Source organism: Amycolatopsis mongoliensis (assembly GCF_030285665.1).
GTDB lineage: Bacteria > Actinomycetota > Actinomycetes > Mycobacteriales > Pseudonocardiaceae > Amycolatopsis > Amycolatopsis mongoliensis.
Genome location: NZ_CP127295.1, coordinates 3,090,139 through 3,116,507 on the forward strand (window position 1 = coordinate 3,090,139; position 26,369 = coordinate 3,116,507).

Annotated in this window: 24 protein-coding genes; 8 read left to right on the forward strand and 16 right to left on the reverse strand. The window is 64.8% G+C overall.

Annotation, left to right across the window (positions count from 1 at the left end; genetic code table 11):
* Window position 1: 1 nt before the first annotated feature.
* Together QRX60_RS15105 and QRX60_RS15110 are read right to left on the reverse strand one after the other, a co-directional pair.
* Window positions 2-358 (reverse strand): hypothetical protein, encoded by a 357-nt coding sequence (locus QRX60_RS15105; RefSeq protein ID WP_286001400.1) that lies wholly within the window; start codon window positions 356-358, stop codon window positions 2-4.
* Entirely contained in the window at window positions 355-639 is a 285-nt protein-coding gene (locus tag QRX60_RS15110) for a hypothetical protein (RefSeq protein ID WP_286001401.1), read from the reverse strand. The genes QRX60_RS15105 and QRX60_RS15110 overlap by 4 nt, the downstream gene beginning before the upstream one ends.
* Before the next feature lie 119 nt (window positions 640-758).
* Here QRX60_RS15110 and QRX60_RS15115 point away from each other — a divergent pair, with 119 nt between their 5' ends.
* The 4 genes from QRX60_RS15115 to QRX60_RS15130 all read left to right on the forward strand — a co-directional run bounded on the left by QRX60_RS15115 (window position 759) and on the right by QRX60_RS15130 (window position 4,724).
* Complete coding sequence (locus tag QRX60_RS15115) at window positions 759-1,085, forward strand: GntR family transcriptional regulator (protein WP_286001402.1); 327 nt, start codon at window positions 759-761, stop codon at window positions 1,083-1,085.
* 186 nt (window positions 1,086-1,271) lie between these two features.
* The gene (locus QRX60_RS15120) at window positions 1,272-2,744 is read left to right on the forward strand and encodes a helix-turn-helix domain-containing protein (RefSeq protein WP_286001403.1); all 1,473 of its coding nucleotides are present in this window, start codon (window positions 1,272-1,274) and stop codon (window positions 2,742-2,744) included.
* A 50-nt stretch (window positions 2,745-2,794) separates the two neighbouring features.
* Complete coding sequence (locus tag QRX60_RS15125) at window positions 2,795-3,967, forward strand: DUF262 domain-containing protein (protein WP_286001404.1); 1,173 nt, start codon at window positions 2,795-2,797, stop codon at window positions 3,965-3,967.
* A 79-nt stretch (window positions 3,968-4,046) separates the two neighbouring features.
* A complete protein-coding gene (locus tag QRX60_RS15130; RefSeq protein ID WP_286001405.1) occupies window positions 4,047-4,724 on the forward strand; it encodes a HEPN domain-containing protein in 678 nt (225 codons plus the stop codon).
* 2,218 nt (window positions 4,725-6,942) lie between these two features.
* Here QRX60_RS15130 and QRX60_RS15135 read toward each other — a convergent pair.
* A protein-coding gene (locus QRX60_RS15135; protein ID WP_408630231.1) for an IS3 family transposase occupies window positions 6,943-8,258 on the reverse strand; the annotation gives its coding sequence in 2 pieces (ribosomal slippage) (window positions 6,943-7,964 and window positions 7,964-8,258; 1,317 coding nt in all).
* Between the two features lie 211 nt (window positions 8,259-8,469).
* Between QRX60_RS15135 and QRX60_RS15140 the strand changes: the two genes are divergently transcribed.
* Window positions 8,470-9,225: a class I SAM-dependent methyltransferase gene (locus QRX60_RS15140; RefSeq protein WP_285995162.1), complete on the forward strand. Its 756-nt coding sequence runs from the start codon at window positions 8,470-8,472 to the stop codon at window positions 9,223-9,225.
* Between the two features lie 539 nt (window positions 9,226-9,764).
* Here QRX60_RS15140 and QRX60_RS15145 read toward each other — a convergent pair.
* From QRX60_RS15145 to QRX60_RS15170, 6 genes are all read right to left on the reverse strand, one after another.
* Window positions 9,765-11,273, reverse strand: coding sequence for a hypothetical protein (locus QRX60_RS15145; RefSeq protein WP_286001407.1), 1,509 nt, complete (start codon window positions 11,271-11,273; stop codon window positions 9,765-9,767).
* 614 nt (window positions 11,274-11,887) lie between these two features.
* Window positions 11,888-13,396 (reverse strand): ricin-type beta-trefoil lectin domain protein, encoded by a 1,509-nt coding sequence (locus tag QRX60_RS15150; RefSeq protein WP_286001408.1) that lies wholly within the window; start codon window positions 13,394-13,396, stop codon window positions 11,888-11,890.
* A 91-nt stretch (window positions 13,397-13,487) separates the two neighbouring features.
* Entirely contained in the window at window positions 13,488-13,688 is a 201-nt protein-coding gene (locus QRX60_RS15155; protein ID WP_286001409.1) for a hypothetical protein, read from the reverse strand.
* Window positions 13,685-14,155, reverse strand: coding sequence for a hypothetical protein (locus QRX60_RS15160; protein WP_286003891.1), 471 nt, complete (start codon window positions 14,153-14,155; stop codon window positions 13,685-13,687). The genes QRX60_RS15155 and QRX60_RS15160 overlap by 4 nt, the downstream gene beginning before the upstream one ends.
* Complete coding sequence (locus QRX60_RS15165) at window positions 14,065-14,250, reverse strand: transposase (RefSeq protein WP_286001410.1); 186 nt, start codon at window positions 14,248-14,250, stop codon at window positions 14,065-14,067. The genes QRX60_RS15160 and QRX60_RS15165 overlap by 91 nt, the downstream gene beginning before the upstream one ends.
* Before the next feature lie 199 nt (window positions 14,251-14,449).
* Window positions 14,450-14,980, reverse strand: a complete 531-nt coding sequence (locus QRX60_RS15170) for a hypothetical protein (protein ID WP_286001411.1) — start codon at window positions 14,978-14,980, stop codon at window positions 14,450-14,452.
* Window positions 14,981-15,231: 251 nt separating this feature from the next.
* Here QRX60_RS15170 and QRX60_RS15175 point away from each other — a divergent pair, with 251 nt between their 5' ends.
* The 3 genes from QRX60_RS15175 to QRX60_RS15185 all read left to right on the forward strand — a co-directional run bounded on the left by QRX60_RS15175 (window position 15,232) and on the right by QRX60_RS15185 (window position 20,121).
* Window positions 15,232-18,993: an ALF repeat-containing protein gene (locus QRX60_RS15175; protein WP_286001412.1), complete on the forward strand. Its 3,762-nt coding sequence runs from the start codon at window positions 15,232-15,234 to the stop codon at window positions 18,991-18,993.
* Window positions 18,990-19,337, forward strand: coding sequence for an Imm8 family immunity protein (locus tag QRX60_RS15180; protein WP_286001413.1), 348 nt, complete (start codon window positions 18,990-18,992; stop codon window positions 19,335-19,337). The genes QRX60_RS15175 and QRX60_RS15180 overlap by 4 nt, the downstream gene beginning before the upstream one ends.
* Before the next feature lie 535 nt (window positions 19,338-19,872).
* Window positions 19,873-20,121, forward strand: coding sequence for a hypothetical protein (locus QRX60_RS15185; protein ID WP_286001414.1), 249 nt, complete (start codon window positions 19,873-19,875; stop codon window positions 20,119-20,121).
* Between the two features lie 124 nt (window positions 20,122-20,245).
* Here QRX60_RS15185 and QRX60_RS15190 read toward each other — a convergent pair whose 3' ends face one another.
* The 7 genes from QRX60_RS15190 to QRX60_RS15220 form a co-directional block, all read right to left on the reverse strand.
* On the reverse strand, window positions 20,246-20,782 hold the full coding sequence (locus QRX60_RS15190) for a hypothetical protein (RefSeq protein WP_286001415.1): 537 nt from the start codon (window positions 20,780-20,782) through the stop codon (window positions 20,246-20,248).
* A gap of 127 nt (window positions 20,783-20,909) precedes the next feature.
* The gene (locus QRX60_RS15195) at window positions 20,910-21,464 is read right to left on the reverse strand and encodes a hypothetical protein (RefSeq protein WP_286001416.1); all 555 of its coding nucleotides are present in this window, start codon (window positions 21,462-21,464) and stop codon (window positions 20,910-20,912) included.
* 1,083 nt (window positions 21,465-22,547) lie between these two features.
* Window positions 22,548-23,138 carry a DUF3558 family protein gene (locus tag QRX60_RS15200; RefSeq protein WP_286001417.1) on the reverse strand — a complete coding sequence of 197 codons (591 nt, stop codon included), beginning with the start codon at window positions 23,136-23,138 and terminating at the stop codon, window positions 22,548-22,550.
* Window positions 23,135-23,890, reverse strand: coding sequence for a WXG100 family type VII secretion target (locus tag QRX60_RS15205; RefSeq protein ID WP_286001418.1), 756 nt, complete (start codon window positions 23,888-23,890; stop codon window positions 23,135-23,137). Before QRX60_RS15205 ends, QRX60_RS15200 begins: the two co-directional genes overlap by 4 nt.
* Window positions 23,887-24,264: a hypothetical protein gene (locus QRX60_RS15210; protein WP_286001419.1), complete on the reverse strand. Its 378-nt coding sequence runs from the start codon at window positions 24,262-24,264 to the stop codon at window positions 23,887-23,889. Before QRX60_RS15210 ends, QRX60_RS15205 begins: the two co-directional genes overlap by 4 nt.
* Window positions 24,261-24,572 carry a YbaB/EbfC family nucleoid-associated protein gene (locus tag QRX60_RS15215; RefSeq protein ID WP_286001420.1) on the reverse strand — a complete coding sequence of 104 codons (312 nt, stop codon included), beginning with the start codon at window positions 24,570-24,572 and terminating at the stop codon, window positions 24,261-24,263. Before QRX60_RS15215 ends, QRX60_RS15210 begins: the two co-directional genes overlap by 4 nt.
* Complete coding sequence (locus QRX60_RS15220; RefSeq protein ID WP_286001421.1) at window positions 24,569-25,030, reverse strand: YbaB/EbfC family nucleoid-associated protein; 462 nt, start codon at window positions 25,028-25,030, stop codon at window positions 24,569-24,571. Before QRX60_RS15220 ends, QRX60_RS15215 begins: the two co-directional genes overlap by 4 nt.
* Window positions 25,031-26,369: the final 1,339 nt, after the last annotated feature.

A 26,369-nucleotide genomic window follows, 5' to 3' on the forward strand; every position in this document is an offset into this window, starting at 1 on the left:
CTCAGGCCACCTCCGGCACGTCGAACAGGTCGGTCTGGCCGGGTGCCTGCCAGCCACCGCCGTGCCAGACAGCGTCGAGCGCGATGCCGTGTTCGGCGCGGATGACCGGCTCGACTTCCGCGAGCCAGGTCCGGCGCGTGGCGGCCGGGGCCTTGGCCCACGACCGGCCCGTGTCGGTGAACCGGCGGATCGCCAAACGCTCGATCGCACGGGGAGTCAGGGTGCTTACCATGGGAGACCTCTCCGAGTAGCTACCTGCGTGGTGGTTGTTGGCGAGACCCGACGCGGCGTGCGCGTTCTTGGCGGAGTGAGCCGCCGTGTCGGGGCCAATCGCGGGGATGACGAGTCGGACAGTCATGCGGCCTCCCCGCTCTCGGCCGTGTCGAGCCGGAGCGGCAGGACCCGCAGCGCTGCGCGGCTGGTGCGCCGGCGAGTGCGGTGGGCGTGCTGTGGGTCGGTGAACGCATGCCGGGTGCGGGTCTCCGCCACCGCCGTCGCGGTGGTCAACTCCTGGTCGACCTGGGCGATCAGCGCGTCGATGGCGGACTCGTCCAGGCCGTCCGGGCAGTGCTGGTGAGCAGCGGAGACGCCGTCAACAGCAGCACGGACAACGCGGTTGGTGATGTGCGCGGACTTCATGAGGGGCCTTTCGGTTGAGTGCCTTGCTGTGCCTTAGTGCACCCTATAGCGTTCAGGTAAGTCAAGGTCGCACGTGTGGCGCATTAGGGTGATGTTGGTTTTCTGCGTACCCTGGCGAGATGCCTATCGATCAGCAGGGAGCGCAGCCGCTAGGCGCACAGATCAGGGATGACCTGGTCCGACGCATCCGAGCCGGCGAGTTCGCGCTCGGCGAGAAGATCCCGTCGCTCAAGGCGTTGGCCGGGACGTACAACGTCGCCGAGCTGACCGTCCACAACGCCATCCGCGAGCTGCAGCACGCCGGCGTGCTCGAGTCCGCTGCCGGGCGAGGCACGTTCGTCCGGAGCCTCCCGGATGAGAGCGCGCCCGCCGATGACGTCGCCGCTCTCCGAGCCGAGGTTGCCGACCTCCGCCGGCGGGTAGAGGAGCTTGAGAAGCGGTCGTGATGTCCGGCCGTTCGGTCCGTGGTTCGTGATCATGGAGCTAGCTTCGCCCGTGAGCACCACCGCAGTCCAAGGCCGGACAGTCCTAACGCCGCTCCCGCATGACAGCCAGGCATAACCGCAGGTCAAACACCACCTAGTCCGCCCGATCGCAGTCGAAAAAGATCGAAACGAAGGGACTTGCCCCCAGTGGAAGCAGACCAGCCGTGGCTCTCGCCGAGGTCGTCAACCGAGGTCGAACTGAACACCGGACTGCTTGCCGAGGTCTTGAAGGAGTACCGGAAGGCCAACGGGCTCAACCAGGCAGACTTGGCCCAGATCCTCAACATGGACCAGTCGTACATCTCGAAGATCGAGACCGGCCAACGGCAGGTCCGAGACCTGGACACGCTGCTGCGGGTCGCTAACCAGCTCAGCATCTCGCCCGCGCGCCTCGGGCTGTCTAAGGAGTTGCTTCAGCCGGTCGCACCGCCGTCGACGTCCGCGCTGGTCAACGAGGTCGACCCGGTCGCAGTGAGCCAAGAGGAGTGGCGTCGGATGCGGCGCGAGCTCAACGGCCGGCGGCGCGAGCTCGCCGAGGCGGCCGCGTCGCTCTACCGGCCGGAGGCGCGCATCGGCAAGGCCCCGCTGATCGCCCGGCGCGAGTGGATGCCGCCGGCACCGGTGCGCCTGGAGGACATTAAGCTTGAGTGGTCGGACCACCGGGTCCCGATCACGGTCACCGGCACCGAACCCGAGGCAGACAAGGCGCTGCCACTCCGCGCGTCTGGCCGCCGCTTCGAGCGGTACACGTCGGCGATCAAGTACCTGGACCCGCCGTCGCTATTCGAGAACCGCACGAGCTACCGGCTGCTGGACGTCGACCTGTCGCCGTCGAACGAGCGCATGACGTTCGGTCTCGCCACGTACTTCGACAAGCTCGACTTGTCCGAGGCCATCGCGCACGAGCTGGCCGCCGCACAGGCACCGAACCGGAAGACGCCGCGCGCCGACTGGTCGGAACTTCCGCTCCGCAGCCTGATTGGCGACCCGTTCGACCTGGAGCGGCGGCCGGTCATGCCCGCAATCGAGACGCTGACGCTCCGCCGTCAGCGCGACACCGGCAAGGCGACGTTCCTTTTGCACTGGCGCGACCCGGCCAAGGTCGCTACGGCCGCCGGCATCTACGGCCTCATCCCGGCCGGTGAGTTCCAGCCGTCGTCCGTGGCGGCGTGGGACAAGGAGAATGACTTCGACCTGTGGCGCAGCATGGTCCGGGAATACTCTGAAGAGATCCTCGGCGAGCCGGAACGCGACGGCAGTCAGGGCGAGCCGCTCGACTATGAGAACTGGTCGTTGTATCGCGACCTTCAGACCGCGCGGGAGAAGGACCGGGTTACCGCCTACTGCCTCGGAATCGGACTAGACACGCTCACGCTCACGGCCACCATCTTGACGGTGGCCGTGATGGACGACGACGTCTTCGATGACCTATTCGGCAACGCAGTAGACGTCAATGCCGAAGGCGTACTGGTGACAGCTTCTGAAGCATCGTCCGTATCCGAGGGTGTTCCCTTCACCGAGGACAGTGTTACCAGGCTGTTGACGAAAGAGCCGATGGCTTCACCTGGCGCATGCATTCTTGAGCGCGCATGGCGCTTCCGCAAACAGTTGTTACAATAGCAAGCACGACAACCGAACGAAAAAGACGACACCTCAACACAGGAGAAATTTTGACCAAAGAGGATCCGAGTGACGAAGTTGCTCTTATTACCGATGTCGACGATGAGTTCGATGAAGATTACGAAGACCCGGGCTCACTAACCGCCGGAAATGTCGGCGGAACGGTGATCTACACTCTAGACTGGGCCGTTAGCACCGTCGTTCAGCAGATTGATGCAAATCCAGAGGATCCAGAATCCGTAGGCGTTCTGGTAACTGACCCACCATTTCAGCGCCGCACTGCGTGGACCGCAGAAAAGCAGGGGTTATTCCTAGAGTCCCTTATGCTCGGCCTACCCGTTCCTCCGCTTGTTCTCGCAGAAAGCAAGGCCAACGAGGGACAGTTCTACGTCCTAGACGGCAAGCAGCGCCTCACCTCGCTGAAATCTTTCTTCGACAAGCAAAATCCACTCAAGCTTCGCGGCCTGGAGCTCCTAAAGAGTGAACTGGCCAATAAGACTTACGGCGAGATCCGGGAGAGTAAGGATCTACGCAAGTACACTAAGTCGCTGCTAGCTCAACCGATACGGACAATTGTCGTCAGAAACTGGGAATCGCCAGCACTTCTGCACCTTATTTTCTCACGTCTCAACAAAGCCAGCGCCCCACTTGCTTCCCATGAACTTCGACAAGCCATTTACCCAGGCCCATTCACCAACTATGTGAACAAGACCAGCGCGGAAAGTGTCCAGATGCTTAGGGCGCGTCGTATTACAAAACCCGACTTCCGACTCCGCGACGCCGAAATGCTTCTCAGGTATTTCTCCTTCAAGACAAATCTGCCGAAGTATGGAGGGGTACTGCGCGACTTCCTGGACCGTGTCCTCAAGGGTGGCAACGACCACTTCGAGGAGATTGAAGGCGAGATCGATCGAATGTTCCAAGACCTTGAGTTCGCCATTGATGCGACCTTCAAGGTTTTCGGAAAGCTCGCCTTCCTTCGCTTCGACGCCGAGCGGGGCGAGTTCATGCCACGGTTCAATGTGTCTGTTTTCGAGATCATGACCTGGTACTTTGTTGACCCGACCCTGGTGGCCAAGGCAATAAAAAAACGGGAAGCAGTAAAAGAAGCCTTCAAGGAATTGTGTGTAACAGACGGCGACTTCGCTCAATATTTGACCTCTACAACGAAGACGAAGACCGCGGCCATTGGGCGGCTCAAGAAATGGGGAAGCTCTCGGTGAAACTCTAGACGAGGATATCGAGTACGAGAACTACTTTGAAGAAGTGATCCCCATTGCCGCCCGGGGCGGCAGGTGAGCAATGCAGCTCGGCGAAGAAATTCAGTATCCATGCAAACGCGGTCGTGCGGCAATTCAGCTAAGAGCGCGCATCCATGAGCTAACCACCAGCCTTAGCGTAACACCACACACGGTGCCACTAAGTCAACGCGAAGTTGACCTATTGCACGGCCTTCGAGTACTCGCCCACTCAGAGATACAAGCGTTCATCGAGAGCGTGGCTTCTACCATCCTAGAGGTAACCGAGGACAACGCCACACGCGGCCGACTGACCCACGCGGGTCATCAACTCATGGTTCACGATATGGCGGATCGCTACTTCCGCGCCACAGCATTCTCTCGCTACCCGACATACGACACCAAGCTCATAATTGCGAACTTTCAGTCAGATCCGATCCCTCTTGCGGAAGCCATCAAGCGACATAAGAAGGTAGTTAAGGAAAATAATGGAGTGAAGGAAACCAACGTCAGGCGACTTCTCCTCCCGCTCGGCTACAGAGAGTCGTTCTTCGTGCCTGGATTACTTAATGACCTCAACAACTTTGGCGCCGCCAGAGGGGACGTTGCACACGGCCCCGGCAGCACGGTAGGCCTCCAGCACAAACCTTCCGGGTCAACGGAAATTACGAGAATCAAAAAATTGGAGCACGGCCTTGAGATGCTGGAGAGATTCGCCCCTCGCCTACTGACTCCTTTGTGAGGTCCGTTCCATGTCGCAACCGAGGGAGAGTCGCCGGCGGCACTGGCTCCAACGAAGGGTTTTGAGGCGGGGGGTCACATAGTTGGCCCCCTATGGCCCCCCAGCGCCACGGCTTGGCAGTCGCTGTGCAGGTCAGCGCCAGGCTCGCTGGTCCGTTCAAAATTCGTCCAGTGCGAGCTTGAGTCTTGCTGGGTGCTCGTGACCGCCAGTGGAAGCGACGCCTGACCAGGCGTTACCTGGGCGAGCTCGATCTTAGGCGGCGTCGCGTTGGTGCCCGGTGTTCAAGGCTCCGCTCATCCTTGTATCAAGAGTGTCCTTGGCGCCGACTTGTCTGGTGTGAGCTCTCAAAAAGATTCGACGACGTCCTCGCAAGCTGTGAACCGCCAAGCGCCTGCCGTGGGTGGCGCCGAGATCGATGTGCATGGAACGGGCGACCTTTGGCGCACTCGCGGCGAGCGCTTGCTCTCGGTTCTGGCATCGCTCGTCCCGGGACTGTTTACGTACATGTTGCTCACGAGCGTACTTAGGCCGCAAGAGCGCCAGTATTTACGCGACCTGGGGGTCGACTCGCGCGACATACATGGAATTTTCACTGCCTTGTGGGGGCAGGGTAGTGTTGTTGTGTTGTGGATGTTTGCTTTTATGGGTGGCTCCTTTGGTTTCGACGTAGCTGGCTTGGGGCCTGCGCTTTTTCCGTCAATTTTCGTGCCTTTGCTGACAATTCCGGCAGTGGTGATTACAGTTGGAAGCTCCCTGCCGCGCTCCCGACTCTTGGCCTCTACTGCGAGGTGTACTCGACTGTTATGCGTTCTCGCTCCAGATAGACGACTTGTCGGTCTGGATTTTGAATTTGCCAGATCGATGAAAAATCCGATATACCAACGTCGACGAGTTGCTGGCGTCGCGTGGGCTTTAACTCGTGACACCAAGCGGCTTACGGGAGAGTCCATATCTACCGGAGCAACAGTCGGAGAGCTGCTGCTATGGTTCGGCGAGAACCCAGCAGACAAGCGTCGACGTCCAATAGTGGGTTCTTACCTGGCGGAACTGGTTACTGCTGTGGCGCAGGGAAAATCGATACCGCACGCGCAGTTTGCGCCCGCAGCACGGTGTCAGACCCGCCAACCGCGGGCGGCAGTCCTGCGACGAGTTCGCACGGTCACCACAAGCGCTCTTGTGACAGGCGTAGCCCTGGCTCTCGTCGCGGCCCTGCTGAGGGTGTGGCTCAGGTAGAAAGCGCTACTACTACGAGTCGGGACCACGGATGCCCAGGCCGATGAACCCCGACATGCGCCCCATGGGATCGTCGCAGGGGCACTTCCGTGCTGGCCAGAGGCGGTCTGGGTGTCCGTCTGCAGACCGGTTGGCTTACCTGCGGTCGTCTCAGTTTTAGTCTCGTTCGTCGGAAGCCACTGGCGGCCGCGCGAGGCTAAATGCCCCCGTGACCTGCGGTTTGTCACCTAACGAACCCCTGTGAACGACCGACCTGACAGCTTGTAAACAGAAGGTCAGGGGTTCGAGCCCCCTTGGCGGCTCCGAAAGACAAGCGTCTGGCCTGCCCGTTTCGAAGATTCGGGCAGGTTTGCTGTGGTAGGGGTTCCGGTTGGGGGCTCCGATGCGTCTCCGTTTTCACTGGCGTGCCGAACTGGTCGCCGGAGAAACGGCCGCTGCCGGCTTGGTCAGCTGGCTCGGGGATCACCGCGACTATGCGGCGGGCGCGAAGATGTCCGTGAATCGCTCTCTTGAGGAGTAGGCCTTGTCGCCGCGGACACGGTCGGGTCGAGTGGGGGCTCGGCCGCGTCCGGCCCGAGGAACGTACAGGTGACGCATGTGATGCGGGAACATCGGTGCGTCACCGGGCCTGGCCGGGCCCGACCAGAATCACCAACTGCTGGCCGTTGCCGTCGGCGGGTGGTGCACCTTGGTGCTCCACCCGCCGCGGGAGCGGCCGATGGCTTGGTTAGGCGGCTCGGCGAGTAGATCCGTTAGTTCGACCCAGCCTCTGTGGGGGTGGGTGATGTTCGTGGCGTGCTGATGCGTCCGCGCGATCGTGGATCCGCCGACACCGACCAATCGATCAGACCGGCCGAGTCTGTGGCGGTGAGCATGTCGCCTGCCAGCGTTATGGGACCACCACGTTGCCAGTCGTGGGGCCACCGACGGCAGCGCAGAAGTGGAACATGATGCGCCCCGGGTCTGGTGCAGGTCTCGTTGTCTGTCACTGAGCCCGGGCGGGCTCGAAGGGCTGATCGTAGCGTGACGCTTGGTGGCTGGCTTCGGCCTGGGCTGGAGTGCGCTGGCCGAGTTCGCCGTGGACGCGGCGATGGTTGTACCAGTCGACGTATTCGGCGACGGCGATCTCGACATCGCGAACTGATTGCCAACCGCGGCCACAGGCAGCAGGGTTATGGATCAACTCTCCCTTGAACAGTGAATTGAATGCCTCGGCCATCGCGTTATCGTAGGAATCTCCGCGCGAACCGACCGAGGCGACCACTGCTGCTTCCGCCAAGCGCTCGGTATAACGAATCGCTCGATATTGAACTCCGCGGTCGGAATGGTGGACGAGTCCGGTCACGTCTTGCCCGGCCCGTTTCCTGGCCCAGATCCCCATCTCCAGCGCGTCGAGGGCGAGATTCGTGTGCAACGAAGTCGACACCTGCCAGCCCACGACCATTCGTGAACACACATCGATGACGAACGCGGCATACACCCATCCCGAAAACGTCCGGATATAGGTGATGTCCGCCACCCAGAGCTGGTTCGGCTGGTCGGCAGTGAAGCGGCGGTCGACCAGGTCCGCCGGCGAAGGCGAGGCGGCAGCGATGGTGGTCCTGGGCCGCCTGCCTCGCCGTAGTCCCTGCAACCCCTTCTGGCGCATCAGCCGCTCGACCGTGCAGCGAGCCACGCGGATTCCCTCACGGTTGAGTTGGGCATGGACTTTCCGTGCTCCGTAGACGTCGTAATTCCCGCGGAAGACGCGCTCGATCTCGACGAGCAGTTCCGCGTCTCGCGCGGCACGTTTCGACGGTCTGCGCTTCTTGGCTGCCCAGAAACTTCTCGGGGCGATCCGCACATCCGCAGCGTTCAAGACTGCGCAGATCGACTCGACCCCGAGTTTCTTCCCCTCGACAACTCGCTCGCGGTGGTCGTCGATATAGTCGATGACCACCGCGAGCGGAACCTCCCGCTGAGGTGTGGAATCGTCAGGAGTTACTTGATTTTGCGGTCGAGCTCCGCGGCGGCGAAAAACGCCGAGGCCGTCTTCAGGATCTCATTCGCCCGCCGCAGCTCACGCACCTCGCGTTCCAGCTCGGCGATCCGTGCGGCATCATCGCTGGTGCGGCCGGGTGCCGTGCCGGCGTCGATCTCGGCGCGCTTGACCCACGTCCGCAACGCCTCCGGGTGCACGTCCAACTGGCTCGCGACACGGCGGATCGCTGCCATCCGCTGCCCCTCGGCCGCGATCGCGTCCAACGCCATCCGCGTCGCCCGCTCACGCAGCTCGTCGCTGTACTTCTTCGGTGCCGGCATGCTCTGCATCCTCCCTGGGATCAGAGCCTGCACAGAACCCGGGGCGCATCAACAGGTTACCGCGCTGACGATTGGCGAACGCTGCGTTCCCGTACGACCGAAATGCGGCATGCGCGGACGCGTTGCCCTTGCGAAAACCATTGGTGACCGACTTGCTCCGCTGATGTACTGATGGCCACCGTGAGTCTGCTGCGTGACGGAGGTAGTAGGTGTGAGCAGCTATAACGTGCTTGCCGAGGTATACGAGTGGCTCATCTCCGATGCGAAGCTGGCTCCGGCCGAGTTCGCTGCGTCGTTCGATGATGTCCTCAGTCTTCTGCCGTCGAACGCTCACGTCCTCGATTGTTCGTGCGGGGCCGGACAGTTGGCGGTTGGCCTCGCCGGTCTTGGCATGCACGTTGTCGCAACTGACGCCAGCGAAGCGATGGTTCGTCGGACTGCGGAGTTGTCTGAGGAGTTCGGGGCATCTGTTCGGACAGTGCGGGCGGACTGGGAAGAGTTGCCTGACCATTTCGATGACGCCACCTTCGACATGGTGTTCTGCGTTGGCAACTCGCTGCACCATGCCGAGGGCGCGCGAGGCAGGGTTGCTGCTCTGGAGTCGATGTCACGGCTTCTGCGCCGTGGCGGGCGCTTGGTGCTCACCTCCCGCACGTGGGAACTCGTGAGGGCCAGAGGTTCCCGACTGGACATCAGTGACCGACTCGTTCGCCGGAACGGTCGCGATGCCGTCGTGGTCTACCGCTGGGACATTGCGCCGAACTGGGAGGACGAGCACCACATCGAGATTGCGATCGCGCAAGTGGATCCGGCTGGGTCGGTTCTTGCCCGCTCGGAACTGCTTTCGAGCTGGCCCTACCGATACGACCAACTCGAAGCCGAGTTGCACCGGGTCGGACTCCAGACGGAAATGAGCACGTTCAACCTTGAGGCCGAGAACTACATGGTGGTGGCGAGCAAGGTATAGACAACGGGCTCTCAGTCCGTGGCCGGACCGCGCGGTTGCAACCAGGAGGCTTGCGTCCTCTCGTTGGCATTTCCGGACGTTTGGGTTGCCGTCGCCGTGACCTGGCTAACGCAGATCTGGAACCTGTTCTCTCAGTGGATCACCTGCAGTCGGTGGTCCACTGACTGGCAACGTGGTGGTCCCACGACGGTGGCAAACGACAGTGAGCAGGCGTTGCAGCACGGTGTCCCAGGTGCCGCCGCCGACCATCCGGCGATGCCAGCTCTAGATCTACCACGGACCGAACACCGCCGGCACATCCCGCCATGCGATCCCATACTGATACCGGTAGATGGTCTCCTCGACCATCAACCGCGCGGAGGAGTTTGGAGGGGCTGCCCGGTTGAAACGTCGTCAGGATGTATCGAACAAGGTCGACAGCCCTGAAGGGCGAGACGTGATAGCTGACCGAGGAAGGCGGCCGCTCGATCGGAATTCCAATGACCTGTTCCACTCGGCGTCGCCATCATGACGAGTTCACTGCAATGGTTGCTGGCTGGCTATCCCATCCCGGAAAGAAACGGGAAGTCGGCGAGGTGCCGGCGCAGGATCACGGCGTCGGAGGCCTCGTTGGGCACGGAAGCCCGGTAGGCGGCCTCGAACTTCTGCTGCAGGCCCGCGTCGGCCCAGTCCTTGCTCATCCAGTAGTTGAGGTGGTACTTCGACGCGAATACTGGTCCGGAGCCGGCGACGAAGGACGGTCCCTTCGCGGTCACCCAGTCGTAGGCCACGCCGGACAGGTCGATGGAGCGCACCTCGTCCGGGTCGGGGCCGGACGAGATGAGCACGACCAGCTTGACGTTGCTGCGATCGAGGAAACCGGCGTCGAGGGTGCCGTGCGCCGCCTCCACGGTGCCCAGCCCCGAGATGTCGATGACCTGGTTGCCGACTTGGTAGGGGAACACACCGACGTCCCCGACCACGATCGCGCCCGGCGGCAGTTTCGTGGCCGCCACCGCCGCGCCGAGGGCCTGGTGGGCGGACTCGAGCCGGTAGCGGTAGGCCAGCTGGCTGAGCAGGTCGCGCGGCTGGCCGAAACCGACGACCGTGGCGAGGCCGACCGCGGCGGCGAGCACCGCGACGTGAGTGCGGCGGGAGACACCGACCACGACCGCGGCGGCGACGATCCCTGCCCCGACGACGATCGCGTTGGTCGGCTGCGCCAGGTCCCAGACGAGCGCGGTCACGGTGGCCAGGGCGAGCCCGAGCAGAGTGAGGTTGCGGCGCTGGGAGTCGCTGCCGTCGTTACCGCCGGCCGAGCGGGTGATCGGGCGGCTCAGGGCGACGAGCGCGACGGGGAAGAGCAACTGCCAGTAGAAGCGGTGACCGGGATCCATCACCAGGTTCGACGGGCGGTAGACCCCCAGCACGACGAAGGCGGCGACCACCGAGAGGAGCAGCGGGACCGCGTCACGGAGCAGGTCGGCGAGCGAGCTCGTCCGGGTGGCCGCGGTCCGCCGGTACCAGGCGACGCAGATGGCGATCCCCATCAACACGGGCACCAGCAGCGGTGCGATCGCGAGGCTGAGGTCGGCGAGCTTCTGCAGCGCCGGGATGTGGTCGGTGGTTTTCTTGTAGTACGTGTTCGGGAAGAACTGGCCGAAGTACCACCAGCGCAGGCACCAGTAGGCGACCCAGCCACCCAGGACGAACACCGCGCCACGCCACGTGGCCTTGTCGCGGCGGTCGATGAGCAGGGCCCAGGCGATGGCGACGCCGGAGAAGACGATGCCTTCCGGCCGGCTCACCGCGAGCGCGGCCGCCACGACGAACCCGAGCGGGCCGAGTTTGCCGCGCCGGTGGAGCATCCCGTAGAGCCACGCGATCAGCAGGGCGAAGCTCGCGGTCTCCAGTCCCAGGTAGAGCTGGAGGAAGAAGACCGGGCTGGCCAGGGCCAGGGCCAGCAGGAGGAACTCCTGTGCGCGAGGCAGGCGGGCCTTGCGCACCACCACGACGTATCCGGCCACGATGGCGATGGACACGAGCTTGAAGAACAGTTCCGCCGACATCCCGAGCAGGGCCGGGATGATCGACAGGACGGCGTAGAGCGGGTTCGTGTAGGCCTCGACCCGCGGGCCGGAGGGGTTCCAGGAACGTCATGCCGAGCGCGGTCAAGGCCAGCAGCGAGTAGGCCACGCGCCACAAACGGCTCTGCCTGGCCCGGGTGTGCGGTTCCGGAGCCGGTCCGGAGGGTGTGCGTTCGTCGAGCGAGGCGGAAGTCATGCCGGTCTCGCCTCGTCGCGCGCCGAACCGTCGTCAAATAACACCATTGTTTCCCCCCTACGCTCCGAGGGCGGCGATTCGCCGTCGGAGAACCAGAATCAATCGAGTGCCGGAGGTCAGTGTGCTGGTCACTCACTGTGGATACTTACTGTGGTCAGCTTGGGCAGAATTCCTTACCGGCGGGTCTACGGCCTAATTCGCAGCGACGGGCTGTGACCGTGCCGGGTCGGCAGGCGTGGACCTGCCGACCCGGGGCCATCGGCACTACCCGGAGCAGTCCGGAGACGGAACGGCTCCTTTCGCCGTCGTCGACGTCCGCAGGCGGACTGCGCGGCGCAACTGACGAAAGCGCGTTCACAACAGGTACCGCATCGCGCTGGAGCGTGGACGCGCGCGGCGGTCAGTTCTGTTCGGTGAGGGTCCATTGCTGGCTGAGATTGCCGGGCTGAGTGGTGGCGATGATCACGGGCGTGCCGGCTGCGTTGGTGCGGATGTCCATGACCAGGCCGTTGTAGTTGCGGATGGTGCCGTCGGACAGCAGGCGCCACTGCTGGCTGGTCCAGCCGCCTGCCTGGCAGGTGGCGGTTCCGATGGGTGTGCCGGGGGCGTTGGAGCCCAGGTCGAGGCACAGGCCGTTGGCATTGCGGATCGTGCCGTCGATCGGGGCGGTCCACTGCTGGCTGGCCCAGCTGGCCGGCTGGCAGGTCGCGGTGATCATCGTGGTGCCGGGTGCGTTGGAGGTCAGGTCGGCGCAGAGGCCGTTGTGGTTGCGGATTTTTCCAGTGATTGCGTGCAGTTCGCCTGCTGTCCACTGCTGGCTGGTGTTGCCGGCGGCGCAGGTTGCTGTGCCGACCGGGGTGCCGCCGGCGTTGGCCCCGATGTCCGCACACAGGCCGTTGTGGTTGCGGATGGTGCCATCGGCCGCGACTTGCCATTGCTGGCTGGGGTTGCCCGCTGCCACGACGGCAGTGACCACCAGTTCACCGGGGGTGTTGGAGCCGATGTCCATGGCGAGGCCGTTGTAGTTGCGGATGGTGCCGTCGGCAAGGACACGCCACTGCTGGCTGGTGAAGCCGGCTTGACAGGTGACGGTGACGACCTTGGTGCCGGGGGCGTTGGAGCCGAGGTCCAGGCAGAGGCCGTTGGCGTTGCGGATGCTGATCGTCGCGGTCTGCTGCCGGATCCAGTCGGTGATGTTGTCGACACGGGCTTCAGTGCTGCCTTGGCGGGTTTCGTGGCTGACCAGGCAACCGTGCTGCCACGATGCGCTGTGCAGCGCGACGAGTTCTAGGGCGGCCGCGTGCTGACGGAGGGCGGGGCCGCCCGCGTCACCTTGGCAGGTGTCGACACCGTCTGCGCTGGTCAGGGCCGCTGTCGTATCTGTGGTGGTGTTCACCGTGAACGGCGCGATGCGGGCCTGGTCGGGGACCCAGGTGTCGGTGGTGCGGCCGTAGCCGACGGTCAGCAGGTTTTCGCCCGCGGCGGGCGCTGTGGTGCTCACGGTGGCCGGTGTGATTCCGGGGACCGGTGCGTTCAGCAGTCCCAGGGTGACGTCCCGGTCGGTTTTCGGGGCCACGTAAGTCACTTGGGCGATGTAGCCGGCGTTGGTGGCGGTGCGTCCCAGGGTGAATGTCGTCGGTTTGGGTGGCGCGCCAGCTTGAAGACCTGTGCCGCCGAAACACGAGGTGGCGGTGAGGATCCAGGAGCTGTCGATGAGGACGGCGCTGCAGCCGTGACCGTCGATGCCGGGCGTCCCGACCTCGAGTCGACCGGTGAACGCGTAGGTGCTGTCGGAAACCGGGGTGCCGCCGCTGAGAGCGGAGGCCGGAGCACAGGTCAGTAGAACCGCGCCCAAGACTGCGGCCAGGGCTACTGTGGCGGCTCTGCCCCGGTGACGAAGAAATGACATGAAGATCCCTTGTGTCCAGAGTTGTTGGACTGGCCGTCCGGTCGCAGCACGGATCTGCGGGCGCGATTTCCGCGCCGGATTCGCGCTGTCGTCAGGATGTGACGACCAGTTGCAGCAAAGTGGTCGGGTTGCCGTTCGGATCGGCGCCGACGCCGACCTGCGTCGTGCTGTCGGAAGGGACGTCGACAGTCGAAAGCACGCCCACACCGGCGGTCAGTGACGCCCTGAGCTTGTGTCCTTGTCCCGCGAATAGACCGTCACCGCGGATCGAATACACGGCTGGGATCTTCATGGACAGCTCGCCGCTGGCGCCCAGGACCTTGAACAGACACGGCCGTTGAGCGAGGAGCCGACTGATTCCGTCGTCTTCACCTGGATCACGCCGACGGTGTCCTGCCCGGTGGGGCAGGGCGCGTACACAATGTGGGCGTCACCGCTGATGAGCTGGACATGGTCGTTGGCGAGGATTGTCGCCGCGCCAGGATAGCTGAAATCCTCGACCACGGACGGTTGTTGCTCGGCGGTCCCGCTTTCCGACCCTTGCGCCGTGACCATATCCGCTGCGCTGGCGAGGCTGGCGGCGGTAATAACGAGAATTCCCGACAAAGCGTTCGCATTATCCCCTCTTCGATTATTTGAAATAAGTAGTTCCCTCACCTTCAATGCGGTCAATATCCGCTTCCAGATGCCATCCGCTGCCGCCGCCGAAACAGCCCATACGCCGCCTGCGAGCCATATCCAGCGGAGATGTCGCGCCACGGCGCACCGGCACGCACCCGCCACCGGATCGCGTCGATCAGCTGACGCTTGGTCCACGTCGACGGTCGTCCAGGCCGCCTCGGCTCGGGCAGCAACGGCTCCGGCGCTGCCCGCTGAGCGTCGGTCAGGTCGAACCGCCGCCCGCCACCGCTAGGGCGTCCACGAGGTCTCCGGTGTTCAGGTTCTTCTTGGTCGACGAACCCACTGCCGGAGACCTCACCTATTCGACCGCCGACACGCCCAGCACACGCTCAACGCCAGCTCAACCTTGCCGAAGCCAACTTCGATATAGCCCTAGGTCGAGGCGTCCAGCTGCAGCAGCGTGGTCGGATCTCCGGACGGGGTCGTGGCGATCCCGACCTGTGTAGTGCCGCTCGGATTGACGTCGACTGTCGAGTGTTGCCCCGCGTCCGTGGTCAGGCCGGCTTTGAGCTTGTGTCCTTGCCCAGGACTGAGGCCGTCTCCCCTGATCGAATAGACACCCGGGATCTTCAACGTCAGGTGCCCGCTCGGGCCGGTGACCTGGAAGCAGACCCACGTCGAGCGTGAACCGACCTCTTCTGTGGTGCGGACGATGATGAGACCGACCGTGTCCGGGCCTGGCGGGCAGGTGGTGTAGAGGATGTGGCCGTCGCCACTGATCAGCTGCACGTGGTCAGTAGCAAGAATTCTGTCGGCGTCCGGGTAGCTGAAGTCCTCCACCACGGACGGTTGACTGTCAGCCGCGGTTTCGGTGCCGCTGGCAGTCATGGCCGCCAGCGTGCCGATCGTGGTGGCGCCGGCTACCGCGGCGATGACGAGTAACGCTCGATTGAGTAAGCGCATAGCTCCCCCTGCTGAATGACTTCTTGGAATCTCGCAAATGCGACATTCCGCCACAACGATTTGTGTCATGTTGCTTGCTGTCGACACGGCGATCTGACAGTAGGTCACCGAATCCCAAGTCGTTCCTGTGATGTCGGAAACAGCTATTTGGCCGTTGACGGGACAGCTGTGCGTTTGGTAATTCTGAATCAGAAGGAATATTCCGGTTGTCGGCCGTTTCCTTCTTGTGGGCCAAATGAGGGGGACTCCACGTGCTTGCGGCAGGTCTCAGATTTCGTGCTGTCCTGATTCTGGTATTGACGGCGACGGTGGCCGCCGGCATGCTCACCGCTCCGCGGTCCGCTGCTGCGGCGCCCACGCACATGGAGAGCGCTCGGATCGCTGCGGCGGCGGGCGTGGGTTCGGATCGTGCGAAGGTAGCGCTGCTGTGGCGATTCGGTGGCCCTGTCACCCGCCGCGACGCGGCGCTGGCGTTGGCAGGTACCGACGCGGACGTGGCGCGATTCTTGACTACGCAGAAGGATCCCGACGCGGCAGTCGACCGGGACATTCAGGTCAACCAGCTGATGTCTGCCGGGGGCCCGGCCACCCGTAGTGCGGCACAGCAGGCGTTGAACGCGGGGACCGACGACGCGTTGAAGGCGTTCCTGGACGCCGGATGGGAGACGCCACACGGCACCGACCTCGATGTTCGGGTCAACCAGGTGATGTCGGCTGGTGGCCCGCAGCTGAAGAAAGTGGCGCAGCAGGCGCTGAACGCGGGCACGCCAGAGGCGTTGCAAAACTTCCTGGATTCCGGGTGGCAGATCTCGTTTGAGACCGACCAGACCGTGAAGGTCAACCAGGCGATGTCCGGCGGCGGACCCGAGGTGCGGAAAGCCGCGCAGCAGGCGCTGAACGCGGGCACCCTCGACGCGCTGAACCAGTTCCTCGGCATCGATCTGCCGGTCGCGCAGGCGCGGGACGCCGAAACTGCGTCGATCACGCAGCTGGTGTCCACGGCGCAGGCGGCGTCGGCGCAGGCGGCGACCGAGACACAGGCGGCGAAGCAGGAGTCGGACCGGGCGGTGGTCGAGGCGGCGGCGGCGCAGGCGGCGGCGCAGGCGGCCAAGGACGCGGCGACCTCGGCGCAGGGTCATGCGGGTCAGGCCACTGACGCGGCGAACCGAGCGGCATACGCGGCGGATCAGGCGGCGTTCACCGCGCGGCAGGCGATCGGCGCGGCGAACGCGGCTTCGAACGCGGCACACACGGCGGCGGTGGCGGCGGCGCGGGCGGCGGGCGCGGCGTCGCAGGCCGGTCGAGCCGCCTCGCGGGCGTATGATGCGGCCGCGGCGGCGATCGGTGACGGCACCAAGGCCAACGATGCGAAGGTCGCCGCGCAGACCGCGCGGGCTGCGGCGGTGAGCGCGGCCACGGCGGCGGATGCGGCGAAGTCTGCCAAGACCGCTTCACAGCAGGCCGAAGCTGCGGGATCGGCGGCCAAGGACGCCGCGACGCAGTCCCGTACCGCGGCTTTTGCTGCGGCCGACGCGGCGGACGCAGCAGGGGCCGCGGGCGCGGACGCCCGGCAGGCGAAGGCCGCCGCTGCGACCGCCCGGACACAAGCTGATCGCGCGACGGCTGCGGCGAACGCGAGCCAGGCATGGGCGCACCAGGCCTCTGATGCCGCCGGGCAGGCAGCTGACCTCGCGGCCGCGGCCGCGACCGATGCGACAAACGCGGCGGGGGCGGCGGAAGACGCGTTCGTCCATGCCGGTCAGGCCGCGGATGCGGCGGCGCAAGCCACGGCGCACGCGAACGCGGCGACGGCGGCAGCGAACGCGGCGGTCACTGCGGCGAACCAGGCGACGCAGATCGCCCAAGCCGCGCGTAAGGCCGACGACGACCGGATCACCCTGACTGGGCAGACCGCCGATGACGCCGCCAAAGCGGCGTTGTCCGTCTACGTGAACCGGCAGGTGCCGCTGCGCTGGGACCTGGACCAGGTCAGCACCTGGGACAGCGAAACCAATCGGCTGATCGGTGAGGCGACAGCGCCCGGGACCGAGCGCGCAACAGTGGTGAGCGATGCGCGCAAGGTCGCGCTCACGCTGGCAGACAAGGGCGGGTCCTGGACGAAGACCGCCGCGACCGCGGCGCTCTCGGCGACCGACGACGAGGTCGTCGACTTCATCACCACCGGCCTGGCCGCGGCCGCCGGCCAGGACGACCGGGTCATCCTCGGCGAGCTCCGTGACGCCGGCACCCCGGCGTTCAAGACTGCGGCGGACACGGCGCTGGCCGGGTCGGACACTGCGGTACGGGACTTCTTGCGCAGCCGGGACTACCCCGGCCGGGAGCAGGACGACTCGATACAGGTCAACCAGATCATGTCGGCTGCCCGCGCGTCCGGGCGGACAGTGGTGGTGCAGCAGGCCCAGCACGCGCTGGACGCGAACAGCGACCAAGCACTGCGGGCATTCCTGGACACCGGCCAGTACACCGCCCTCAGCACGGACGACAATGTCAAGGTCAACCAGGTCATGTCGGCCGCCCGCGCCGCCGGCGCGCGCGAAGTCATGGCTGGCGCGCAGGCCGCGCTGGACGGGCCGCCGATCCTGGTGCGCGAGTTCTTGACCGTTGGGCAGTACTCCGCGGCGCGGCGCGACCAGAACACGGCCGCGCACAACGCCGCGATCGACGCTCTGCTGGCCCAGGCGGCAAGCGCGGCTGCGACCGCCACACACGACGCCAACGAGGCCCAAGCCACCGCCGCCCGGGCGCGCAACGCCGCCCAGGAAGCCCAGGGCTACGCCGACCAAGCCGCGGCTGCTGCCACCCAGGCCAGTGAATATGCCAACCAGGCCCAAGCCGCTGCGGATCGGGCTGCGGTCTCGGCCCAGCAGGCGCAGGCGTCGGCCAACACCGCCAGTGCTGCTGCGGCGTCCGCGGTCGCCTCCGCCGATAAGGCCAGCCGCTCCGCAGCCTGGGCGCAACGCTCCGCGCACGATGCTGCCGGATTCGCTCAGGATGCCGCCTCCTCGGCGAAGAAGGCCTACGACACTGCGGTCCAAGCTGGCTTGGACGCCCATGACGCCGCCCTGGCGGCGCAGGACGCCTGGCAAGGCGTCGTCACCAAAGCCGAGGCCGAAAAGCAAAAGGCCGTTCAGCAGCGAAAGGCAGACTGCGACGACAACGCACGGGACCCCGAGGCAGTCAACCTGCTCAGCAACCAGGACTGTGTGCTGCTGTTCAACGGCACCAAAGCCGATCAGGAACGGGTGATCACCCACCTACAGGACATCTGCAGGCAGCACATTCCTCAGGGTGACCCCAACCTCGGTCGGTGCTTGGACCCGAACAACCTCCTCAGCCCCAACTTCATGGCCGACCTCCGAGACGGTTTCACGAACTACGTGACGTCCGGCGATGGCTCGGGTCTCGCCTTGCTTCTCAATCTGCTGAGTGTTCTGGCGTGTCCGGAATGCGAACTGGCAGGCATCTTGGGGGGTGCGGGTACCGAACTCGGTGAATCCGCAGGAGCGGCCGAACTCGCGGGTGTGGTCGACGCCGCGGCCGCGGGCAAGGGCCTGCTCGATGCCGCGGAGGCCAAGGTCGTCGCCGAACTCGGCGAAGCTCAGAGCCTGGCGCGAGAATCCTACGTGATGGACGGCCGGCTGGCTGAACAAGCAGGAGGATTGGCCGGTCCCTCTCTCGAACGAGAGATGGAGATGGGGCGAATGCTCAGCGACGCTGCCCGCCACAAGGGTTACACTGGTATGGGAATTGCTACCCAAGAAGAAGCTGCTAGAATGGGGGAAGCCTGGGTGGGGCCAGGGTATACTTTTGCCAGTGACGGGAAAATCATGATTAGCGCAAATAAGCTTCGGCAGTATCGGCCTCCTTCATTCAAGCCGCGTCGTCCTGCCAAGTTCGGCGGCCCGGGTTATCAGGCAAACTTCTCATGGCGAAATATCCCCGAGAAGGAGTGGCAAGCCAATGCTCACCTCGACATCATCGACATGCCATGAGGGCTGTCGTTCGTCACTTCATCAGTCCGGACATCGACCTCGACGACTTCCGGCCAGAGGAACCAGCCGACTTCTCCTTTCTTCTCCAAGTGCTAGTCGGGCCAAGCGACTCAGAGGGTGAGGAGTCTCTCGAGCTGATTGTCTGCACGCCCCGTGCACTGGAGCGACGTGTCGCGTCGGAGGGGGTTGTTTTCGGTCGTCCGCTGGTAATTGTCGAGTCGCCGGACATCTCTCGGATATTGAAGGCGGTAAGGGGCGCGGTGGAGCGCCTCGAGGCTCCGTCTTGGGATGCGTTGTGTGGGAAACTGGAGCGTCTGGGAATCTACGAGTTCGAAGACTGCTGATGAGTGATGTTACGTTGAGTTATTGGCGATGGCATCCGATTCTCTGTGCGTTGAAGGATACGGGCGACCGCGACCGATGACGTCGTTCCTAAGTGGGGCGAAACCGTGAAGGTGAGCGGCGCTCGATGTGAAGCCGTCGACGTGGCGGCGAAGGCCGCCGAGGTTCGTAACGGCGCTCGACGCAGCCACCACGCGACGGCATGACGCTCGAAACGACGTCGTTGTCCATCCAGGTGAGCCCGCAAGCCGCCGCGGCGCTGCGGTTGCCGGGGCGTCGGGATCGACCTTTCGGCGGTCGCGATCGAGCATGCCCGGCGCGTGTCCGTGCAAACTACCAAGCAGTAGTGGTGCTCGGCTGCGAAGACCTGCGCCGAGCCGGTTATCGACCGTTCACGCCGGTCGTTCAGGCCCGCACACGCACGGGACGGGTCAGCACAGGTGTGACGCCCCTGCTCCCCGTTCACGCGTAGTCGCGCCTACCCGGCATCGCGGGCGGGCCGCTGCTTACTCGAACGACGCAAAGGCTACGATGCCCGTGTCCGAGTTCACCTGGATGAGTCCGGGAATGCCGTCGCGGCTGCGCAGAGCGATCTCCTGCACCAAGGCTACCGCGGTGGCCTTTCTGCCCGTCGTCACCGCCGTAGATGCCTTACCAGTGAGTTTCGGCGAACCACCGATCCTCGCCCAGTTTCTCGATGTTGCTCGGGACGATCGCAGTGTTGACGCTCATCAACGGTTTCGCCGTGTCGACGTGCACGATCTGATCGGCCCGGACGGGCCTTGATGGGTTTCCACCCACAGGTCAGAAGCAGCCACGATACCCACGGTTCCCAACCGGGCTAACCGCCCTCACCCTGCTGCATGGTTGCTGGATCAGGCGTTTGGCCACCTCATCGCGGCCAGCGCATCTAGACCAGATATGTTTTGACCTCGGCCATTCGCAGGGCGACCTCGATGACAAATCCCTGGCAGTAACTGAAGTGCTCCCCGGTGGGCGCGTAGCCGTCGGGGTAAGACCGAGCCAATGGATCGCCGTAGGTTCCATCGATCGACGGCGTCAGGTTGTCGAACCGCAGGTAGCGGGGGAAGTCGATGCCCAGCGCCATGACGCGTAGCGCTGTCTGTGCTGTGGCCGCGAATTCGATGGTCGCGTCGAGCTGAGTTGCCAGGCCGCGTGGGTCTTCGTAGCCGCCGCCTTTCGAGTCGCCTCTCAGCCAGTACAGAACTGCAGCGGTGTCCCCGCCGTGAAGGCGGGCAATCGACGTCAGGTTCTCCCCGAACCTCAGCGGTGACGGGTCGACGTAGGCGTGGTGATGCGGGTTGAACAGTTCGTCGAACGCCTCCGCCAGCAAGCCCATCGCCTCGATGCGGTCACCGCTAGCCTCAGCTGCCGCTGCGGCGTGCAACTTGTCGCGAACCGGCGGCTGTGGCACGACATCTGCCATCCTGCCCGGTGGCGGGCATGGCGTTGTTCGGGCTAGCCATCGCGGTGAACGGTTGTCGGCGGCGGCAGGCCACGTGGGTGTCTGCTTCAGTCGCAATGAGATTTCGGCAGCGCCGGCGCCGCAGCTGTCACCATGGCGTGCCGCCGAGGCTGGCTGGCCCATTATCGACCACGATCAGCTTGTGGCTGGGCCATTCATGAGAGTAGGAATCAAGGTCAGCGGTCAGCCACGACTCGCCCGGCCTCGCCCGATGGAACCGGAACGTCCCGTTCGTGGTGTTCGTGCCAACGATGCAGCGCACTGCCACCGGCTTGTCCAGCCCGTTCACGAGCCGGACCACTTCCAATGCGAAGCCAAGCCCGTGCCGAAGCATCAACGCTTGGTCTTCCTCGGAGATCACCGGCTCACCATCCGGCGACGATCTGACCTTGACCGGCACTGCATCGTCAAGATGGAGGCTACTGACAAAGCACTCCCAGCCCGTCAGGTCCGGAAACCTACCCGGAGGTTCGTCAGCCCAACCAGAATATCCCGCGAACAGCAGGACCTCGCCGCGCCGAACGATGCCTTCACGGAGAGTTTCGCGCAGCATGGGCGCGAGCTCGGCCGGTGGCATGACAGCACCGGTCCCGCTCGCCTTGAGCGCGCTGGCTGCGACATCGTTCATACGTACCGTCAACACGGACGAGAGTTTCTCATCCCGTACAAACCATTATCCGCCTGTGCCCTTGGCTACGATCGCCTTACCGGATGCAACCTTGAGCCACGCGTGCGGATCGGCGAGTTCTTGACGCAGGGCGTCTTGTCCCGCGGGCATCCTCGATCTGCTCGTCGTGTCGGCCCTCCCCACGATGCCAGTCTCACACGACCTGGATGTGGCCCGCGAATCCAGGCGCACCGTTCGCTCGTCGGAATGACAGGACGTCGACTCGCACCTTTCGCCCGAGTATCCTCATCGTCCAATGAAGGCGCGGCTCTGCGGGGCCCGACGGCCTACGTGCTCAGCTGTGCACCCCGGCGAGTCGAAGATAACCGGTACGCCCAGGTCGACAGGGTCAGCCGGACCACGGTCACGAGTTCGGACGAGGCTGATCAACTTCCGGGAAGCTTCGTTGAGATTGGTCTGCAGGCCGGCGATCTCGCCGAGCCAGCCGTTGAGTTGGGTTTCCTGGACGCGGTCCCGGAGGTTGGCGATGATCTCTACGAGCCGTGGCCGGGCTGACGGTTCAGACGCAGGCTGGGGCGCGGATGCAGGCTTCTCTGAACTTCTTCCAAAGCCTCGGATCTATAGCTCCTTGAAGCCGAATTGGTGACGGCAGCGCTATCCTGAGATCCAAAAGAATCCGTCGATGGCTTTGGAGATGCTTGCGACCGTCTTTGAGACTTCGTCGACAATGGACTCGCCTGAAGGTGACGTGGAAGAAAACGAACAAGATTTGAAGCCTTAGATTGAAGCTCTTGGGTGATAGGACAACAGCAGAAAGTCCGAACCTGCTAGGCTGAGCGTATCCAGGACGTTCCAGGTGTCGGACGCCGACGGACTCACACTGGGTTAGCGGCCGCTGAGATCATCATCGCGATGAAGTTCGCTCTTCGGCATGAGCGCGCGTCTTGGCAGCCTTACCCAGCAGTAGAGAGCGTTGGTCTTGAGCCGTGCGATCTCCGCCCGGCCGCCCCGCCCTCCGTGGCTGGATGGAAATCAGCCGGCGCTTGGGGAATCCCGGTCGGTCGAGCCGGGAAACAGGCAGAGGAAAGCGCGGCGCGTTTACGCAGTCAGATTGTTGACAGTGAGGGCGGCGACCTTTTTCGCGGCGCCGCACGGGTCGTGCTGCCAAGGGCCGGCTTCGGGCTCGTCAGCGGTGGCGGCGTTGATGTAGACAAGGGTGGTGTCGTCGGCGGCGAGTGCGAGTGTGCAGCCGAGCGGGCCCTCGGTCTGCTTGCTGGGGACGTTCTCCTCGACGGAGACGATGACCGCGGGATAGATGGTTTCGACGGTGATCGGCTCCCAGTGATTGCCGGTGTCGTGGCCCAAGGCATGCTCTTGATACAGGATGCGCAGGCTGTCACCTCGCTTCGCGGTGCTGACGCTGGCGACGGCACCGAACGTGGTGACGCATCGGTTCCCGTCGCGGCGGCGTTCGCCGCCGGAGAAGCCGATAGCGGTGAGCTGCTCGACGGTGACCGCGGCGCACGGATCGGCGCGGAACCGCCCGGCCCCGCTCATCCCGATCCCGGGGATCGGCGGAATCGACACCGACGGCCCAGCCGGAGCCGGCGACCCACCGGGAGAGCAGCCGGCACCCAGCCCCAGACCCAGCACGGCGACGACAACACAGAAAGTCCGGCGACCTGTCATGAGTGAGTCGCTCCTGGCTTGACCCGCCAGCGACCCGGGTCGTCGATGACCTCGTTGCTGTCCCCGACGTCGGGCAGCCTGGCGAAGCTGGCTTCGATCGTGGTCAACTGGATGCGGTTGCCGACCAGTTTGCCGATATTGGTCATCAGCCCGCCGAGCAAGGTCAGGCAGTCGTTCCAGAATGTCGCGAACGCGGAGTTGATCGCGTCGGCGACGTCTTTGAACTCGATGATGGCCAGCGGGGGCAGGGCAGCCGATTCCACGACGGCGATGCCGATCTTCCCGCCGAGCTGGGCGAGGTTGATCGCGCATTTGCCGATGGTCATGAGCAGGTTCTTGTAGGTGTCGATGATCGTCTCGGCAACCGAGGACATGGTGCTGGTCAGGCTGATCATCGAGCTCTGGTTCTGGCCCAGGGTGGTCACGGCCTTGCCGGCGTAGGCGTTGAACTGGTCGGCGGCGTCGCCGTGCCAGGCCTTCGCCAGGGTCAGCTGGGCGGCGTTGAGCTGCTCAGCCGCTTTGGTGAGGGCCGTTTCGGTGGCGAACGTGTCGGCGAGGTGGAGGACCTTGCCGATGTCGCCGGCGATGAAGACTCGAAGCTTGTCCAGCAAGGTGATGATGCCGTGTGCACCGATGAAGTCGGCCCAGTATCGGATCTTTGCGTCGGCGTCGGTGGGGTAAGGCATCTCGGCCTGCGGCGGTGTGACCGGTGTCGGCGGGGCGGTCGACCATGACGGGGGAAAGGCGCTCACGGGAGGCCTCCTTCGAGCTTCTTGAGCCGCTCGTACTCGGCGGCATCCTGCTGTTCGTAGTAGGAGGCAGCGGTCTGCAGAGCGTGGGCCAGCTGGTGCAGTGTCTCTGCGTTTTTGCTCGAGATCCCGCGGATGGTCTCGATGGCCCGGTTGTACTGCTCGACGGTTCCCGCGCCGTTTCTGTTGGGCATGATCGTCGTCAGTGTCCCGGGCAGCCCGAGATCGAACTCGCCGAGCAGTGTCCCGGCCAGGTCCTGCTGAGCGAACGTGGTGACGAGCTCGGCGGCGGTGGTGACGTCGTCGGCGGCTTTGCGCAGGGATTCGGGGTAGACGCGGTAGCCGCGGCCGGTGATGTCGTGGGGGTCGAAGGTCATGCCAGCCCCGTTTCGGTGACAGCCGCGGCGATGGTGTCGACGCGGCGGCGTTCGGCCTGGGTCTCGGCGTCCTGGATGGCTCGCAGCAGGGTGCGGGAGAGGGCGTCGGCGGAGTATTGGTGCAGCACGGTGCCGTCGAGGGTGACGGCGGTGAGCTCGCCGGCGCCGGACACGGTAATCGACCCCAGATCACCCGGTAGCGGCACCTGCAGCGGCTGGTGCTCGATCTGCTGGGCGGTCTGCGCGACCGCCGTCGCGGCGGCGTCGATCTCGCGCGCCAAGTGGTAGAGCTCGTCCTGGTAGTTCACCAGCGCCCCCGGTCCTCGTCGTCGCTGTCGTCGTCGGTCAAGAAGTCCAGCTCGCCGAAATCCTCTTCGCCGACCTCCTCCCGCGGCCGCCGTTCGGCAGCCGGGGACACCGCCGGTGGCGGGTAATCGCCCGCGGGCGCGGGCTGGTCCGGACGGGCCCCGGCGGATTGGGGCTGCCATACCTGGTCTTTGTCCAGGACGGCGCGCATCTTCGCGAGAGCGGGGCCGGCGGCGGCGCGGCGGGCGGCCGACACCGCCTCCACCACGTCGGGACCCACAGTCTGCGGGTGCGCTCCGCGCATCACCGCCGCGCTGATTCTCAGGTCGATCAGGCGGCCGTGCCCGCTGACGACCGCGGTCACCGCGCCGTCGCGGGACTGGCCGGTGAACCGGACCTGTTCGAGCTCGGCGTCCAGCTCGTCGGCCTGGCGCCGCATCACGTCCGCGTTGAACACCACGTCGGCATCGCCTCCCCACGCTCCCGACACGCATCTGAGCACCGCTACCTGCAGCAACCACGTTTCGTCGCAGTGTAGCCAGCCTCGAGGGCAGCGTAACTGATCGGCTACTGGCCAGACGGCAAGTTGGCGGTGAAGTGGCTCGCCCACCCGCGGACGGTGTGCCGGTTTCGCTGGTAAGAACCTGCTCCGACAGCGCGATCGTGGGCCGCGACCGGATCCCACGACCGGTGATGAGAAGACGGATCGCCGAGCGCCGCAGCGTCGCTGCCTGCCGAACGGGGTGATCGGCAGCTTGTGCTGGACCGAGAAACCGCACGCCCAAGCCGCTTGGCGCTGGGCCGCCCGGCGAGACGGACAACGAATGCCGACCGGGGATTGCCGGCACACTGTCTCTGACCGTGATGAAGCGCTACCCTCCGTAGAGGCTCACGTGACGATCGCGAGGGGGCGACGGTGACCCATCGGATGATGGCCTGCCAGGTGCTGGCCGGCGCGTCTCCGATGGGGCTCCGTTGCTGGATCAGTGCGCGACACTGTGCGGTACCGCGTGGCACCCGATCGCGATGAAGGGGTCGGTTGACCTGCACTTATTGGCAGAGTGTGACCTCGGGTGACACCTGTCGCCATCGTTTTCGGGCGGACTTGTAAACAGAAGGTCAGGGGTTCGAGCCCCCTTGGCGGCTCAGACGGGAAGCCCCCTCGTGGCAGGGGGCTACCAGACGGAGATCAGGAAGCTCGGCCGGCGTAATCAGGCGGAGGAGCGCGAGGCGAAGGCCGAATGACCGTGTTGCGCCCGGATCTGACCGTCCTGCTCGCGGACGCCGGTTTCGTCGACGAGGCCGTCGCGGACGAGCACGTGCGATCGTCCGCCTACCAGCGCGTGGTCGAAGTGGCCGCTGCTTCCGAGAGCCGCGAAGGGGATCGGGCGCTCGTGGCCGCGCTCGTCCGCGACCCCGACGAGATGACGGCCAGGACGGCGGTGGTCGCGCTCGTCGACAGGATCGCGGCGAAGATGACCGACCCCGCCGAGTTCCGGCGCTGCTCGCCGAGTCCGGCCGTACGAAGAAGATCCGGAACGTCGCGAAGAACCGCGGGCGGGGAACGAGCTGAACCGCGGCCCCGGTGCATTAACTCGTTGACTCCGCTCGACGGGGTGGGCGATGATGTTTTCCGGCGAACCGGACCGAGGAGCTGGCGTGACGTATCTGCGGGAACACAATCTTCGAGGGCTCCCTCTCGTGACGTAGTGCCGTCGTCATGCCACGGGAGCCGCCCATCGGGAAACCGGTCCGGGCGGCTTTTTTCTTGGAAACTTTCCAGGGAGAGCAGACTTTTT